Genomic DNA, 14,114 nt, shown 5'->3' with positions numbered 1-14,114 from the left:
TGAACTGTTATGCCTGTTTCTGACGGCTTTTATCAGCTACATTCGATCGACGATCGGACATCTCGCACCGTAATCAAATTTGTCATCCCCAAACTCAACCAGGAAAACACTATGTCACAAAAACTCTCAGGAAAAGTTGCGCTTGTCACCGGAGGCACCAGCGGCATCGGTCTTGCTACTGCCAAGCAATTTGTCGCTGAAGGTGCCTATGTCTTTATCACGGGTCGTCGTCAGACTGAACTTGATGCGGCTGTAAACGAGATTGGTAAGAATGTGATGGGCATTCAGGGCGATGTCTCAAATCTGGCAGACCTCGATCGTCTTTACGCCACGATCGAGCAAAAGCAAGGTCACTTGGATGTGGTCTTTGCGAATGCTGGCGTTGGACAACCCATCCCGCTCGGATCGATCACCGAAGAACACTTTGACAAAACATTCAACATCAATGTCAAGGGTCTACTTTTCACTGTGCAGAAGGCACTGCCGCTGATGTCGGAGGGTGCTGCCATCATCCTGAATGCCTCAACTGCTTCTATCGTTGGTACTCCAGCCTTCAGCGTGTATGGCGCGACTAAAGCTGCCGTGCGTTGCCTTTGGCATAGCGAAGCTGCCCGTTTGCCCGTAGCTGGACACTCGACCTTAAAGAACGCAAAATCCGGGTGAATGCGATTAGTCCTGGCACGGTTCCGACTCCTGGTTACGATCAATTTGGATTCAGTGAAGAGCAGGCGAAAGAATTTGTGGAGAGCCAAGCTAAAAATATTCCATTGGGAAGAGTCGGCACACCCGACGAGATCGCCAAAGCCGTTGTCTTTCTGGCTTCCGATGACAGCAGCTTTGTCAACGGCATCGAGCTATTCGTCGATGGTGGCATGGCACAAATCTAAATGGGTGCTGTGTCAAGAGCAGCCAGGTGAACCTATCAACTCAAATATTGAGAGAGAACATGATGAAAGCATTCCTAACTCGTTCCACAATTCTTCTGGCTTTGGCAATCAGCACGACAGCGAATTTCGCTCCGCCTGCAAAAGCCGATTCCACCGCTAATTTGCTCCTCAGCTTGCAATGCCAAGGCGGATACAACGTCAACATCTGGAAAACTAAAAAATCAGGAGAACTCCTTTACCGTGCAACCAGTGTCAATGGAAATTTGAGTTTGGGAAAGGGAACAAGCCAAGCCACGGAAGGCGTTCGAGTTTACAGGTTTCGGAATGGTAATTATCAGTACTGGGTTTGGGATGGAACACTGGATAGTCAGCAATCTGGAACACTAGAAGTGTACAAAGACGACTTTATCCAACGGCAATATGCGTGTACGAAACGTTAGTTCGACTTTATCGCTAGCAACCTACTACAAGTTGAGTCATCAAGGCATCACTTTTCTAGTCAATGCTCACTAAACTACCTATCAGGAGGTTCCCAATGAATCGGAAGTTTTTTTCAATCTCAGCGACGATTCTGTTCGGCGTACTCTTACTGTTCAATTTTCCATCCTTGGCTCAAGTCTATCCGCAAGTGATTCCCAGAGTCGAAGTGATCAAGGGTGCCTACCGTTTGGTCATTGCCCGACCTCAAGACAATGTGTATGTGTTCTGTCCCACTGGATTCGAGCCTGAGTTGAACTATCTGCGGAATGTGAAGACCGTTCAGTGTCAGCCCTTTTCCAGTCCTCAGAAGTGACCTCAAGCAAAGTTAATCCCTCATACGATCGCATGACCTGGATTGGTCAGAGTGGTACTGGCAAGGAAATCATCTCACTAACCATTCAAATTCAGCATTCACTAGGAGATTGCAATGCCTTACGTTACTGTCAGTCAAGAAAATTCTGCAACCCTTGATCTCTACTACGAAGATCTGGGGACAGGTCAACCGATTGTTCTGATTCATGGATTTCCCCTCAATGGTCATTCTTGGGAAAAGCAGGTCTTAGTGCTGCTAAATGCAGGGTATCGAGTCATTACCTACGATCGCCGTGGATTTGGCAACTCCAGTCAACCCTCATCTGGCTATGACTACGATACCTTTGCGGCAGATTTGAATACACTCATGACCCAGCTTGACTTGCAAAATACCGTGTTGGTTGGCTTCTCAATGGGAACAGGTGAAGTTACGCGCTACCTCGGCAAGTATGGCTCAGAACGGGTGCAAAAAGCGGTGCTAATGGCTCCTGTTCCACCATTTTTGTTAAAGACGAACGACAATCCAGAGGGCGTTGACCAAAGTGTTTTCGATGGCATTATGAAAGCGATCGTTGAAGATCGTCCAGCTTACTTTTCTGAATTTTTCAAAGCGTTCTTCAATGTGGATGTGTTGCTGGGTAAGCGGATTAGCAATGAAGCAATTCAGGCAAGTTGGAATGTGGCTGTAGGGTCTTCTGCGAAAGCGACTTTAGATTGTGTCCCATCCTGGCTCACCGATTTCCGCGATGATCTGCCCCGCATTGATGTCCCAACCCTGATCATTCATGGCGATGCCGATCGCATTTTGCCGCTTGAGTCCACCGCAGCAAGACTCCCAAAGCTGATTAAAAACAGTCAACTGGTTGTCATCCCTGGCGGATCGCACGCTATCAACTGGACTCATGCTGATCAGGTCAATCCCGTGTTACTAGACTTTCTTCAGCTTAGTTCCAAGATCAAAGGAATTCATCACCATGTCTCCATAGTTTAGCGTGAGTGAACGACTGAAAATGTGCTGTTTGCCCGGAAACAGCAGTAACGCCACCTTGATCGCTAACAATTTCTCAAGAGGTTAGCATGTCTACTAACACACTTTTCCAACCCTTTAGCTTTAAAGGATTGAAGCTGCCGAACCGAATTGTGATGGCTCCAATGACGCGAGGCTTTTCACCTAATGGCTATCCAACGAAAGACGTAGCAAATTACTACGCAAAACGTGCCGCTGCTGAAGTCGGACTGATCATCTCTGAGGGAACAGGCATCGCACGACCCGCATCGATGAACGGAGCTAACTTTCCCCGCTTCCACGGTGAGCAGGAGCTTGCTGGCTGGAAGCAAGTCATTGATGCAGTCCACGCTGCCGGAGGGTCGATGATCCCGCAACTCTGGCATGTTGGCGCAGTGCCACCCCCCTACGGCGACGATCTACCCGTTGACCTGTTTGAGAGTCCTTCGGGACTAAATAGTCCTGACCAGCCCTTTGGGAAAGCGATGACTGACGCAGACATCGCCGATACGATCGCTGCCTTTGCCAGTGCAGCGGCGGATGCAAAGCGGCTTGGTTTCGATGCTGTTGAACTTCACGGGGCACATGGCTATCTGATCGATCAGTTTTTCTGGAAGGGCACGAACCATCGCACTGATCGGTTTGGGGGAGTGACGATCGCTGAGCGCGGGCGTTTCGCCGCCGAGATTCTTCAAGCCGTCCGTGCAGCAGTCGGTTCTGACTTTCCGATCATCCTTCGTCTGTCGCAATGGAAACAACAAGACTACACCGCCCGCCTTGCGAACACTCCAGCCGAGATGGAGGAGTGGTTACAACCGCTGGTGGACGCAGGCGCAGATATATTGCATTGCTCACAACGCCGTTTTTGGGAGCCGGAGTTCGACGAATCTGATCTAAACTTTGCGGGCTGGGCGAAGAAGCTGACAGGGGTTCCCACCATTACCGTAGGGTCGGTCGGTCTCAGCGGCGATTTCATGGGAGCCTTTAGTGGTGAAGCATCACAGGCTGCGTCACTTAATGAATTGCTGCGTCGGCTGGAGCGTGGTGACTTTGACTTGGTTGCAGTTGGACGTGCGCTGCTGCAAGATCCACAATGGGCTGTAAAGATACATCAAGACCGTACTGCTGATCTCATGAACTTTAATCCCTCAGCGTTAGCAATACTCACTTAAAAGCGCTGGTTTGAATGTCTGATCCTCTCAACTGATCGTTTCAATCAAATTAGCGATCGCATTGGGCGAGTGTAGGGGTGATTATCTATCAAGTCCTTTATCGTTAAAAGGGTTCTAATATGTTTTCTAGACTGATGATAGCGATTGCAACCACAGTGCTAACGATTGTGATCTCTTGTCTTTTTCCAGCAGTATCACTGGGCAAAAGTGCGATCGCTCAAGTGCCAGGTGTCTATCCATTTAAGTTAGGTGATTTCACAATTACAGCCTTGAGCGACGGCACACTCCCCCAAGATCTGCATACGCTGCTGTCGAATACGAACCCAACAGAAACCGATCGCCTGCTTCAGAAAAACTTTCTGACTAATCCTGTCGAGGCATCAATTAATGCTTTCTTGATCGACACTGGAGATCAACAAGTACTCGTGGACACGGGAGCCGGAACCTTTTTTGGTGCAAAACTGGGTGGCAAGCTTCAAACATCGTTAAAGGCAGCAGGCTATACGCCTAACGAAATTGATGCAATCCTCCTGACTCATATTCATACCGATCATAGTGGGGGGCTGGTCAAAGCTGGTCAACGGATGTTTCCTGCCGCCACGCTCTATGTTGGTAAGCCAGAGATCGATTTCTGGTTCGATCGAGCGAATGCCACGCGATTCAACGTTGCTGAAAAGTACTTTGACGAAGCCGCGAAAACTGTCAAACCTTATTTAGATGCAGACAAGGTGAAATCGTTTTCTGGCAAGACAGCCCTGCTACCGGGAATCACCGCGCATCCCACACCCGGACACACTCCTGGTCATAGCTGCTACGTGGCGGCAAGCAAGGGCGAGAGCATCGAGTTTTGGGGCGATATTGTTCACTTTGTTTCGGTGCAATTTCCCAAGCCAGAAATTACAGTTGCTTACGATGTCGATGCCAATGCTGCTGTGGCACAACGCAAAAAACAGTTTGCAAGAGCGGCAGCATCCCGAATTTTGGTAGCAGGCGCACATTTGCCCTTTCCCGGCGTTGGACACCTCCGGGCAGCAGAACAAGGTTATGCCTGGGTGCCAGTAGATTACCGCTGGCGTGAACCCTAAAGGATTCATAGCAATCATCTTAGCAACTTAATGATGGTTGCGATCGCACCACAGTCAAACGTCCTATACAAAGGAACACCATGAATCAGCCCAAGTTTTTTGTTACTCCCGGTTATGGCGAATACATGCTGAATGAATTGCATTTCTCGCAAGCCGTAAAAATTGGCGATCGAGTGGAGACATCAGGACAAGGCGGCTGGAATGATGATCTACAAATTCCCGAATCGCTCGCAGACGAAATTGCTCAGGCATTTCGGAACGTAGAGCGAACCTTGGCGACTGCTGGTGCGGGTTGGGAGCATGTTGTCCACGTTAATTCTTACCATGTTGGAGGGTTTCCTCCGGAGGTTAACGATGTGATGGTCAAGCTATTTCGTCATTACATGCCCAACCATGCCCCAATTTGGACACAAGTAGGAGTTGTGGCTCTTGGACTTCCAACGATGCGGATTGAGATCCGCGTCACTGCAATTGTTCCGTGAGTTTCGTATTAGCAATAGCTTACTGTCTAGATGGCAATTGAAATTTCAGGCTGAGGCACCATGTCAAGCATTCTGCATCTTGATTCAAGTCCGCGGGGCGGTCAGCTTTGCTGTGCCGAAGGCAACGCTCCAAATCTCGCAAGTTGGCAAAGAAGTTTATTGATGCGTGGCAAGACTTACATCATGATGACGTGATCACCTATCGTGATTTAAGACAAACACCAGTTCCTCACGTCACCGAAGACTGGATTGCGGCTGCTTTTACTGCGCCAGAAGCACTGACTTCAGAAATGGCTGAACTGCTGAAGTTTTCTGATGAGTTAGTGGATGAGTTTTTGGCAGCCGAGCGATGTGTGTTCAGTGTGCCCATGTACAACTTCAGCATTCCGTCCAATTTCAAAGCCTACATTGATCAAGTGGTTCGTGTGGGTCGCACATTCATGGAGGAGAATGGTCAAGTCAAAGGACTTGCGAACGGTAAAAAAGTTTTGTTCATCACATCGCGAGGCGTTGAGTTTGAAGCAGGGTCTCCTTACGAAGGATGGGATAGTCAGGAACCTGCGCTCCGGTATGCTTTTCAATACATGGGTGTGACCGACATTCAGTTCATTCATGCCAATGGTCTAGATATGGGAGACGAGGCACGAAAACGGGGGCTAGACGAAGCACAATCTAAAATTCAAGAGCTAGTTAATGGCTGGTAGCACTAGTCAGCGAATCAGTCGATATTGATGTTATCGGAAAACGGACTTAGCGATTACTCTGGGGGAACTTGCTTCGCAAACCATAGACATTGCCTTACAAGTCGGTTTCTCCAGTCAAAACTATCTGACGCAACAGTTCAAGTGCCTCACTCGAATGACTTCCAAGCAGGTTCGCTAACCCCATAAGAATCTGAAAGAAGTTGAGCGTTGACAATCATTACACTCAAGTTAGATCAGACAAGAATCCAATGCAGCTTGACCCGATTCGATCACAACAACTCGATCGCGTAGGTACAATCGAGTTAAAACCGGATGCTCTTGAGCCGATGCAGGAGACGACATTCCCAGACTGAGCAGCGGAAAAAAGAGGAAAGCTAGAAGACATCGACGCATCTTTGATTCTTCAATTCTTCGCTTTAAAGCTTAGCACTAACAATATTTTTCTTCATCAGCCCAAGCATCTTTTGATGAATTGGGAAGCCAGCACCATACCACCTAAGCGGTTGGTGTCTGGGAATTCCCTATGATTGCTTGCGTCGATAGTCTGCTGTCATAAACGGATACCACTGTCCATCTTCACCCAGTGCATGAGAGGTCAAAGTCCGATGATCCTCGCTCTTGAACTCAATCACATCTTGGTACTTCGCCATCTTGTTCTCACCTGTCATCACAGGTCCTTCTGAGTTGAGAATGAGCTTGTTGCCTGAAGCATCTAATTCTCCCTCATACCGCCAGAGATAGGTCATCATTGATCCAATCCAAGAACCAACAAATTTTTGCTGCTGTGGATCGTAACCGAGCGTCATGATTGTTGTTGCCAGCCCACAACCGGGCATCTCACCTTGCCCTTCAGCCAGGAACCAGAGATCCCCGATCGAGCGCACCGTTTCCGTCCCGGTTGATTTCATCGCAGGCTGATCAGTTCCCATGCTGGCTTCGGTTTCGTAAGTCCACTCACCCACGAGTTGCTGAAGCCATTGATGCTCTTTTTGCGGTTCTACAGGCATGTGAGCTTCCGCTTGTACTTGTGTTGCTTCCATCGTTTGAACTCCTTGCATTTAATGCTTGTGTTTAGATTTACTCAATGGGATCGCAGTTCACCATCCACGGTGTCCCAAATTGGTCAGTCAACATGCCGAACTTCTCAGCCCAGAATGTTTTCTGAATCGGCATTTGAATGGTTCCGTTCTCCGCTAATGCCTTAAATACACGCTCAGCTTCTTCTGGATCGTTGATGCCTAGCATGACTGAGAAGCCTGTAGGGACAGCATACATATCGGGTGGACTATCAGCTCCCATCAACGTCATGTCGCCAACTTTCAGTTGAGTATGCATAATTTTGTCATGCCATGCTGCTGGAGTCTGCTCTGACATGGGCGATTCTCCATAGGTCATCATCGCCTCAATGCTGCCGCCTAAACACTGTTCGTAGAACTGAAAGGCAGTTGCACATTGTCCGTCGAAGCTCAGGTAAGGATTCAGTTGCATCATTCCCTCCGAAAGTAAATGACGTGCTTTCCCAAAGTTTAACTACTCAATTCCGCGAGTAGTTTGTTTGTATTAATTTGTTAGAGTGGCTGAAGTGGAGGCTCACTGAACTGGATCACTGTCCAGGTTTTTCAAGAATTCGCTGTGAGCTTTCTTGACCTATAGTGTTGCTAGGTACTCATCTAAGCAATCCAAGCTAGAGTTCAATCCTTCCAGTACGCCCATTGGTGTTCATCATTAATCTTGGCGGGTGAGAATAAGATGCTGGAGGCGCATCTCAGCTAATCGTTCAGCCCGGCTCGTTTGACTACCCAGGACGAGTTCACCAATTAGAGCGTAGTAAACCATTCGGGCGCGTACTGTTGCTTCAAACGGTGTGAAGCCAACGTCTAAAAACAAATTCTTTGTGTAGTCGAGACGACGCTGATCAACCTGGTCAAGAATTGTAGTAACTCTAGAATCATTCGCTGCCCAAGCTCGAATTGCATTTTCGACTTGACCCTCATCTTGAATGGCAAGTTCAAATAAGTAAAGTAGTTTGGCTGAAGCGTCACCCCCTGCTGCCTCAACTTGCTCAATAATGCTCTCAGTTTCGCGATTCACCCATTCTTGCAGGATGGCTTCTAAAAGCTCTTCTCGATTTTTGAAATGCCAGTAGAAGCTACCTTTCGTCACGTTCAGCAATTTAGCAAGTGGCTCAACTCGCACGGCTTCAACTCCGTTCTCTGCTAAAACTCTTAGCCCTAAGTCGATCCAATCTTGCTGCCCAAGCTTGGAAATCTCATTCTTTTTAACCCTACGGTGGCGTATTGACATTGGCGAGATAGGTCACTAATCTATAACCATACGGTAGCGTATCCAAGAACAATTTGATACGGCAAAATCATTTAGACCCAAGGAGGTAAAGATGCTTCGAGTGAGTGGGTACTGGTTAATTGCGATCGGTGTTCTCCATCCGCTCATCCACGGGTGGCTTTTTGCTCAACCTTTGATGGAGATTGTGCAAGATGGCTGGTTCAATACGATCGCTCCAAATCCATTAGATCCTTTTTATGACCGAGAAGCTGCATTTTGGTGCATGGTGGTCACGCCATTTGTCCTAATCATCGGATGGCTCTGTTGCTGGGTACAAACAAGAGAGATGACCTTACCCAGTTTTCCGGGTTGGATGCTCTTGCTAACGGCTGCTGTTGGGATTACGCTTGAACCGATTTCGGGATTTTGGCTGTTTATCCCGCCTGCGTTGCTGATACTGATTAATCGACAACGGTACAAATTAAGAGGCTGAGTTTATGCCACACACTAACACAGTGACCTCAATTGCTCCTGAACTCGCCGCTCGGCTTCGCGCTATGCCCAAAGTTGAAATTCATGTTCATGTCGAAGGCGCAACAGACGCAGAGACGTTTTATCACATGGCGCAGCAGAATCACGTTGAGTTACCGATGAGTTCATTAGACGAATGGAAGTCATTTTTTGAGTTTCGCGATTTTTCGCATTTCATTCAGGTTTACGCAGCAGCGGTTCGGTGCTTGCAAACACCAGAAGACTATGCGTTGATGATTGAACGGTTCTACAAACGGCAAGCTGAGGAAAATATTCGCTACACGGAAGCTTTCTTGAGTGCGTCATTTCTGACTCAGAAGTTTCAGGATGACGAAATTTTAGACGCGACCCTTGCGGTATCTGCGGAGCAGCGCGCAGCAGGACGATCTGCGGGGGAAGCCAACTATCACTGCCAGATTAATTTCATTCCCGATATTGCACGTGAGATTCCTGATTCTCAAGAGCGCGTTTTGGAGTTTGTGGTGAAAGGGAAAGAGCGTGGGTTATTTGTGGGCTTAGGGGTCGGAGGACTTGAAGTGGGGTATCCCCCAGAATTGTTCACAGAAACGTTTGCTCAAGCCCGTCGGCAAGGACTCCGCTTGGTGGCTCATGCATGGGAGGCAGTGGGAGCAGAAAGCATCTGGGGCGCAGTGAATACTTTGAGACCTGAGCGAATTGGACATGGCATTCGGTGTTTAGACGATCCCAACTTAGTGGAAGTTCTCCGTCAACATCAAATTCCTTTAGAAGTGTCTCCCCAAAGCAACTATTGTTTAGGGGTTGTCGAGCGAAGTCAGCCTCACCCCATCCGCAAGATGGTTGATGCTGGGCTGTACTGCACCATCAACTCAGACGATCCAGCCATGTTTTCCACGAGTTTGACGAACGAGTATTTAACGCTTGCAGCACAAGGATTTAGCTGGGAAGAACTTTGGCAACTCAATGTGAATACTCTGGAAGCAACGTTTCTGGATGAAGTCGAAAAAGACAAATATCGTGCTGAGTGGAAGCAATTCACGCGATCAGCCAGCTAGCAGGTTTCAGGCGATCGACTAGAACTGCTCTAAAAGTAAATAGAATTAGAGCCAGACACTTTTTGAGCAACACGTAAACAACCAGGCTACAGTTTAGCAATTTATGCTTTTCTATTGACTGTTAGTTCAGTCATAAATATACTGAGAAGCAAGAACGCTGCAAACCATTGGAGGAAGAATTATGGTTTGGCAAGAAGTCACTTCAGGCAGCAATGTTTGGGTTTACGAATACGTGGCAAATGGATACAAGGCGAATGCTGTTGCACTTCCGCTCGACGACGGTGAACTCGCGATCGTCAGTCCCCCGATTGGACTCTCGGAAGCAGATTTTGCAGCGATCGATCAACAAGGAAAAGTAGCTGCTTTGATTGCACCCCATGCTGGACATGATCTAGGTCAAAACGAGTGGCAAGCTCGCTACCCTGATGCGATTCCCTATGCTCCTACAATCGCGATTAGCGCAAAGCGCAACTCCGCAGGAACCGAGCAACTGAGACACATTGGACGGCACGCTTTCACACCCGTTTCTAAGCTATTTGCTTCTACGGTTGAATTTCGAGAAGTTCCAGGTACGAAGAAAGGAGGGACAATTGCGATCGTTCATCAAGCAGAACGTCCGATTGTCTATGTTGATGAGTTGGTAATCAATTGGTCAGCATTGCCGAAGTCCTGGACAAGAGTGCTGTTTTGGTGGGCAAAAAGTGCGCCTGGCTTGAACATCAATCGAGTTTATGCGAGGCTTCTCTGTCCTGATGTTCAAGCCGTAGCTCGGACAGTGTTAGAGGCATTAGCAAATAATCCTGTGATCATTCCTGCTCACGGAGTGCCCTTGGTTGATCCAGACGATGCGGCGCGAGTTCGGGCATTGGTAGAGCCATTTGCGAAATCTATTGCTCAAACTCATCCTTGAGAGTGAGCAGCATTTGTAGTATGTCGTATTACAGTTGAATCGGATCTGAAAATCATCTGTTGACGCAGTTTGTCGAAATTGATCCCAAGATTTTGATAGTGTCGTAAGAATTTGATAGATAGATGGAGAGAGTGCATTTTCTTAAAATGAGGATTCAATCAAAGTGATTTCTTTTAGACCGTTGGTTGCTTCCGATCTGCCAATGCTACATGAGTGGCTACATCGATCGCATGTCTCAGAATGGTGGGACAATCCTAAAACTTACGCCGATGTGGAGTGTGAGTATCTACCTTCTATAACCAGCGAATCGACCACACAAGCTTACATTGCTTTACTTGAGAATGAACCCATTGGATTTATCCAGTCTTACATCGTGATGGGAGCGGGGGATGGGTGGTGGGAACAGGAAACCGATCCGGGCGCGAGAGGCATTGACCAGTTTCCATGTAACTCGGAGCAGCTTGGTCGCGGTTTGGGTCGTGCAATGATTCAGACCTTCGTAGAGCAACTTTTCCAAGATCCGGCAGTGACCAAAGTGCAGGAAAACGATCGTGGCTCCACTACCTAATTCTTGCGGTACTATCAAAATCTTGCGGTTCCTCGATTAGCGCAGAGCGCTAATCGAGGTTGGACAGCGGAGAGGAGAGCTTCAGAAGCTCGTGTGTCAGCTTTGAAAGCTTAGATTTCAGTTTCGGGCGTTCATGAGGTGATCTTCAGAAGCTCAGGGGGTAAGCTTTGGAAGCTCAAGTCTCAGCTTCGGAAGCTCGTGCGTCAGCTTTGGAGGGTCAAGGGTGAGCTTCAGGAGATGGACGAAGAGGCGGATTGGCTGGGATGAGATCGTAATCTCCGAAGTTGACCGGTTCTGATTCTCAACGAAATCCCGCAGCAGGAATCTTTTGGTTACGATTTCCATTCGATGGGTAACGTCCATTTGGGATTAGTTCGATTGAATCTCTCGCGTTGCTGCTTGAGATCAACCTGTGGCAATGTCCTTTCTACTAGCTCGAACGTTTCCTCGACGAGTTGGCGCAGTTCAAGGAGTCCGATCGTCGCATCCGATTGAAAAATATACGCTAGCCGATCGAAGAATCTAGACGGTTTGATGTTCATTTCATTCACCCAGTAGCGCGTCCACTTGAAGCCAGGATGATAGATGCGATTCAGCCCAAACAACAGGTTGAGCAGCCACCGCACAATCATGCACCTATTTTCGTACAGCATCGGAGTCTCAAGGCGTTCGGTCAAGATGTTTTGACCATCGAATGGGCGGAATTTCAGATGCTTCTGAACCATTGCAACCGCAAGTGCTTCAGGATAGGGAGAAAGCCGATTTTGCCAATGTTTGATCAGGTCTTCGCCATGAAGAATCACAGCATGTTGAAGATGAGATGCGTTGCCTTCGGCTCACGCGAAGAGTGTCCGCTTGCTTCTCAAACACCAGTCCGTATTGCGACACATCGTAACGCTCAACCACATCAGTTACAGTGCTATCTATTGTACTTCGCACCCAATGACCCGCTTCGACTTTCATGTCGTATAAATAGAACTGCTCCAACCATCCTTGTTTTGCTTCTCCATACGGCTCAATTTCCCAACTTCTAACCCCAACCCTTTGCGCTGTGGCTTGTAATTCTTCGACGGACGGCAAGTGTGACCAGATGAAGGCTAATTCAAGATCAGAGTACTGGTCTGAAATCCCTAATGCTGCCGAGCCAAACACAAAACACGCTTCAATGTTGGGATTCGCTGTAAAAGCAGAAGCGATTTTGTGAGCTAATGAAATTCGCCATGCGCTGTGTTCAGTCATGTTGAGGATGAGAAGTTTGATTGACTACAATGTAGTGTAAGTTTCAAACGAACGCATGGAGAATTTAGAGATGGACAATAACCCTAGCATTCTCTCGCATGTTTCAATCGGTACTAATCATTTTGAACGAGCGATTGCATTCTACGATCGCGTTTTACTCACGCTTGGCTGCAGGCGGTTGATGGAACATCCCGGTGCCATTGCTTACGGCAAACAATATCCTGAATTCTGGGTCGGAACTCCGTTTGATGAACAACCTGCGACCGTTGGCAATGGCACACATATTAGCTTTATTGCTCCGACGAAAGAAGCTGTCCACGCCTTCTATGAAGCCGCACTCGCCGCAGGAGGCACAGACGACGGCGCGCCAGGTTCTCGCTCAGAATATAGTGCAGCTTACTATGGCTGTTTTGTGCGCGACCCCGATGGACACAAAGTAGAAGCCTCCTTTTGGGACGAACAGCTTGCTTGATGCGTTTCGTGTCAATCGAGGCTTGCCGGAATCGCTCTCACCTCAGTTGCATCCCTCAGCCTGCGATTTTAGGAAGGGGAAGACAATGCGTAGAATCAAAGCTGCTTTAGGCAAACGGTTTAAATCGAGGTTCATCACTGTTTCTAGCCTTGCGCTGCTATTGCTTTGCAGTTTAGCGATCTGCACACAATTCGCGCAAAGCACAACTCCGCATGGGCTACTCAACCCTTCTGAGCCGATTCAGATTGCACAGGCTCCCAATCTCAGCAAAGCTTTCCAAGAGTTGGGCATCGACGGCGCGATCGTCATCTACGATAAAAATCACGATCGCTTCTATGAACACAACCCCTCACGCAACCGCACCGCTTTCTTTCCTGGCAGCACCTTCAAAATCTTAAATGCCTTAATCTCACTTGAAACAGGGACAATTCGAGATGATGTCACTGTGCTAACTTGGGACGGCATTGCGCGATCGATTCCGGCATACGTTCAGTTCTGCGTAGATGTAAATCGAACAGAGTCGCCAGAGCCATCAGGAAACACCGTTGGGTTAGATGTGGGCTTGAAAGAGTACTACACCGATTCAGACGGTGTGATGATTGAGAATCCTAAGTTTCTCCGTAAGAGTGAACAGGTTCTTAAGCGCTCTCAGCGTCGTGTTTCTCGCAAGGTGAAAGGGTCGAACAACAGACGAAAAGCAAGACAGATTCTAGGGTTACGCCATCTCACAATAAGTAGGCAACGTAAAGACCATGCCGTTAAACTGGCGCGGTGCGTAGTCACGTCTAACGACGTTGTAGCCTACGAAGACTTGAGAATCAAGACTCGCCTTGTTGCTTTATTTGCGATCGCAGCCACCGTTTCAGGTCTTGTTGCCGAAGCCGCAGACTTCAGTAAGGGATCTGCAATTAAATAAAGTACCAGTTGTGCAGGAATAATAGTAACATCC

At 48.1% G+C, this 14,114-nt stretch carries 21 protein-coding genes; 15 read left to right on the top strand and 6 right to left on the bottom strand.

Annotated features, from left to right (window positions below):
* Positions 1–9 precede the first annotated feature (9 nt).
* From ACJ2PR_RS25495 to ACJ2PR_RS25455, 9 genes are all read left to right on the top strand, one after another.
* Entirely contained in the window at positions 10–663 is a 654-nt protein-coding gene (locus ACJ2PR_RS25495; protein ID WP_446879048.1) for an SDR family oxidoreductase, read from the top strand.
* Complete coding sequence (locus tag ACJ2PR_RS25490) at positions 660–887, top strand: SDR family oxidoreductase (RefSeq protein WP_446879047.1); 228 nt, start codon at positions 660–662, stop codon at positions 885–887. Before ACJ2PR_RS25495 ends, ACJ2PR_RS25490 begins: the two co-directional genes overlap by 4 nt.
* 59 nt (positions 888–946) lie before the next feature.
* The gene (locus ACJ2PR_RS25485; protein ID WP_446879046.1) at positions 947–1,327 is read left to right on the top strand and encodes a hypothetical protein; all 381 of its coding nucleotides are present in this window, start codon (positions 947–949) and stop codon (positions 1,325–1,327) included.
* Positions 1,328–1,422: 95 nt separating this feature from the next.
* A complete protein-coding gene (locus ACJ2PR_RS25480) occupies positions 1,423–1,680 on the top strand; it encodes a hypothetical protein (RefSeq protein WP_446879045.1) in 258 nt (85 codons plus the stop codon).
* A 114-nt stretch (positions 1,681–1,794) separates the two neighbouring features.
* On the top strand, positions 1,795–2,670 hold the full coding sequence (locus ACJ2PR_RS25475) for an alpha/beta fold hydrolase (protein ID WP_446879044.1): 876 nt from the start codon (positions 1,795–1,797) through the stop codon (positions 2,668–2,670).
* Positions 2,671–2,756: 86 nt separating this feature from the next.
* Positions 2,757–3,857 carry an NADH:flavin oxidoreductase gene (locus ACJ2PR_RS25470; RefSeq protein ID WP_446879043.1) on the top strand — a complete coding sequence of 367 codons (1,101 nt, stop codon included), beginning with the start codon at positions 2,757–2,759 and terminating at the stop codon, positions 3,855–3,857.
* 134 nt (positions 3,858–3,991) lie between these two features.
* A complete protein-coding gene (locus ACJ2PR_RS25465; protein WP_446879042.1) occupies positions 3,992–4,942 on the top strand; it encodes an MBL fold metallo-hydrolase in 951 nt (316 codons plus the stop codon).
* A gap of 80 nt (positions 4,943–5,022) precedes the next feature.
* On the top strand, positions 5,023–5,424 hold the full coding sequence (locus tag ACJ2PR_RS25460) for a RidA family protein (RefSeq protein WP_446879041.1): 402 nt from the start codon (positions 5,023–5,025) through the stop codon (positions 5,422–5,424).
* Between the two features lie 107 nt (positions 5,425–5,531).
* On the top strand, positions 5,532–6,128 hold the full coding sequence (locus ACJ2PR_RS25455) for an FMN-dependent NADH-azoreductase (protein WP_446879040.1): 597 nt from the start codon (positions 5,532–5,534) through the stop codon (positions 6,126–6,128).
* A gap of 228 nt (positions 6,129–6,356) precedes the next feature.
* Here the strand turns inward: ACJ2PR_RS25455 and ACJ2PR_RS25450 are convergent, their stop codons facing one another.
* From ACJ2PR_RS25450 to ACJ2PR_RS25435, 4 genes are all read right to left on the bottom strand, one after another.
* Complete coding sequence (locus ACJ2PR_RS25450) at positions 6,357–6,521, bottom strand: hypothetical protein (protein WP_446871668.1); 165 nt, start codon at positions 6,519–6,521, stop codon at positions 6,357–6,359.
* 128 nt (positions 6,522–6,649) lie between these two features.
* On the bottom strand, positions 6,650–7,168 hold the full coding sequence (locus ACJ2PR_RS25445; protein ID WP_446879039.1) for a DUF1579 domain-containing protein: 519 nt from the start codon (positions 7,166–7,168) through the stop codon (positions 6,650–6,652).
* 37 nt (positions 7,169–7,205) lie between these two features.
* On the bottom strand, positions 7,206–7,619 hold the full coding sequence (locus ACJ2PR_RS25440) for a VOC family protein (protein ID WP_446879038.1): 414 nt from the start codon (positions 7,617–7,619) through the stop codon (positions 7,206–7,208).
* 234 nt (positions 7,620–7,853) lie between these two features.
* Positions 7,854–8,432 carry a TetR/AcrR family transcriptional regulator gene (locus ACJ2PR_RS25435; protein ID WP_446879037.1) on the bottom strand — a complete coding sequence of 193 codons (579 nt, stop codon included), beginning with the start codon at positions 8,430–8,432 and terminating at the stop codon, positions 7,854–7,856.
* Positions 8,433–8,523: 91 nt separating this feature from the next.
* On the opposite strand from ACJ2PR_RS25435, the gene ACJ2PR_RS25430 reads away from it, so the two are divergent.
* The 4 genes from ACJ2PR_RS25430 (at position 8,524) to ACJ2PR_RS25415 (ending at position 11,454) form a co-directional block, all read left to right on the top strand.
* Positions 8,524–8,904: a DUF6463 family protein gene (locus ACJ2PR_RS25430; protein WP_446879036.1), complete on the top strand. Its 381-nt coding sequence runs from the start codon at positions 8,524–8,526 to the stop codon at positions 8,902–8,904.
* 4 nt (positions 8,905–8,908) lie between these two features.
* Complete coding sequence (add, locus tag ACJ2PR_RS25425; RefSeq protein WP_446879035.1) at positions 8,909–9,976, top strand: adenosine deaminase; 1,068 nt, start codon at positions 8,909–8,911, stop codon at positions 9,974–9,976.
* Positions 9,977–10,157: 181 nt separating this feature from the next.
* Positions 10,158–10,886, top strand: coding sequence for a hypothetical protein (locus ACJ2PR_RS25420; protein WP_446879034.1), 729 nt, complete (start codon positions 10,158–10,160; stop codon positions 10,884–10,886).
* A gap of 163 nt (positions 10,887–11,049) precedes the next feature.
* Complete coding sequence (locus ACJ2PR_RS25415) at positions 11,050–11,454, top strand: GNAT family N-acetyltransferase (protein WP_446879033.1); 405 nt, start codon at positions 11,050–11,052, stop codon at positions 11,452–11,454.
* A gap of 332 nt (positions 11,455–11,786) precedes the next feature.
* On the opposite strand, the gene ACJ2PR_RS25410 is transcribed toward ACJ2PR_RS25415, so the two are convergent.
* Together ACJ2PR_RS25410 and ACJ2PR_RS25405 are read right to left on the bottom strand one after the other, a co-directional pair.
* Positions 11,787–12,257, bottom strand: a complete 471-nt coding sequence (locus tag ACJ2PR_RS25410; RefSeq protein ID WP_446871663.1) for a DUF4037 domain-containing protein — start codon at positions 12,255–12,257, stop codon at positions 11,787–11,789.
* On the bottom strand, positions 12,196–12,693 hold the full coding sequence (locus ACJ2PR_RS25405; RefSeq protein WP_446871662.1) for a hypothetical protein: 498 nt from the start codon (positions 12,691–12,693) through the stop codon (positions 12,196–12,198). Before ACJ2PR_RS25405 ends, ACJ2PR_RS25410 begins: the two co-directional genes overlap by 62 nt.
* A gap of 70 nt (positions 12,694–12,763) precedes the next feature.
* Between ACJ2PR_RS25405 and ACJ2PR_RS25400 the strand changes: the two genes are divergently transcribed.
* Positions 12,764–13,165, top strand: a complete 402-nt coding sequence (locus ACJ2PR_RS25400) for a VOC family protein (RefSeq protein ID WP_446879032.1) — start codon at positions 12,764–12,766, stop codon at positions 13,163–13,165.
* An 85-nt stretch (positions 13,166–13,250) separates the two neighbouring features.
* Entirely contained in the window at positions 13,251–14,081 is an 831-nt protein-coding gene (locus tag ACJ2PR_RS25395; RefSeq protein WP_446871660.1) for an RNA-guided endonuclease InsQ/TnpB family protein, read from the top strand.
* The last annotated feature ends 33 nt before the right edge of the window (positions 14,082–14,114 follow it).

Source organism: Phormidesmis sp. 146-33 (assembly GCF_052939515.1).
The sequence above is the reverse complement of the archived record's forward strand: the minus strand, read 5'-3'. Positions and strand labels throughout refer to the sequence as shown.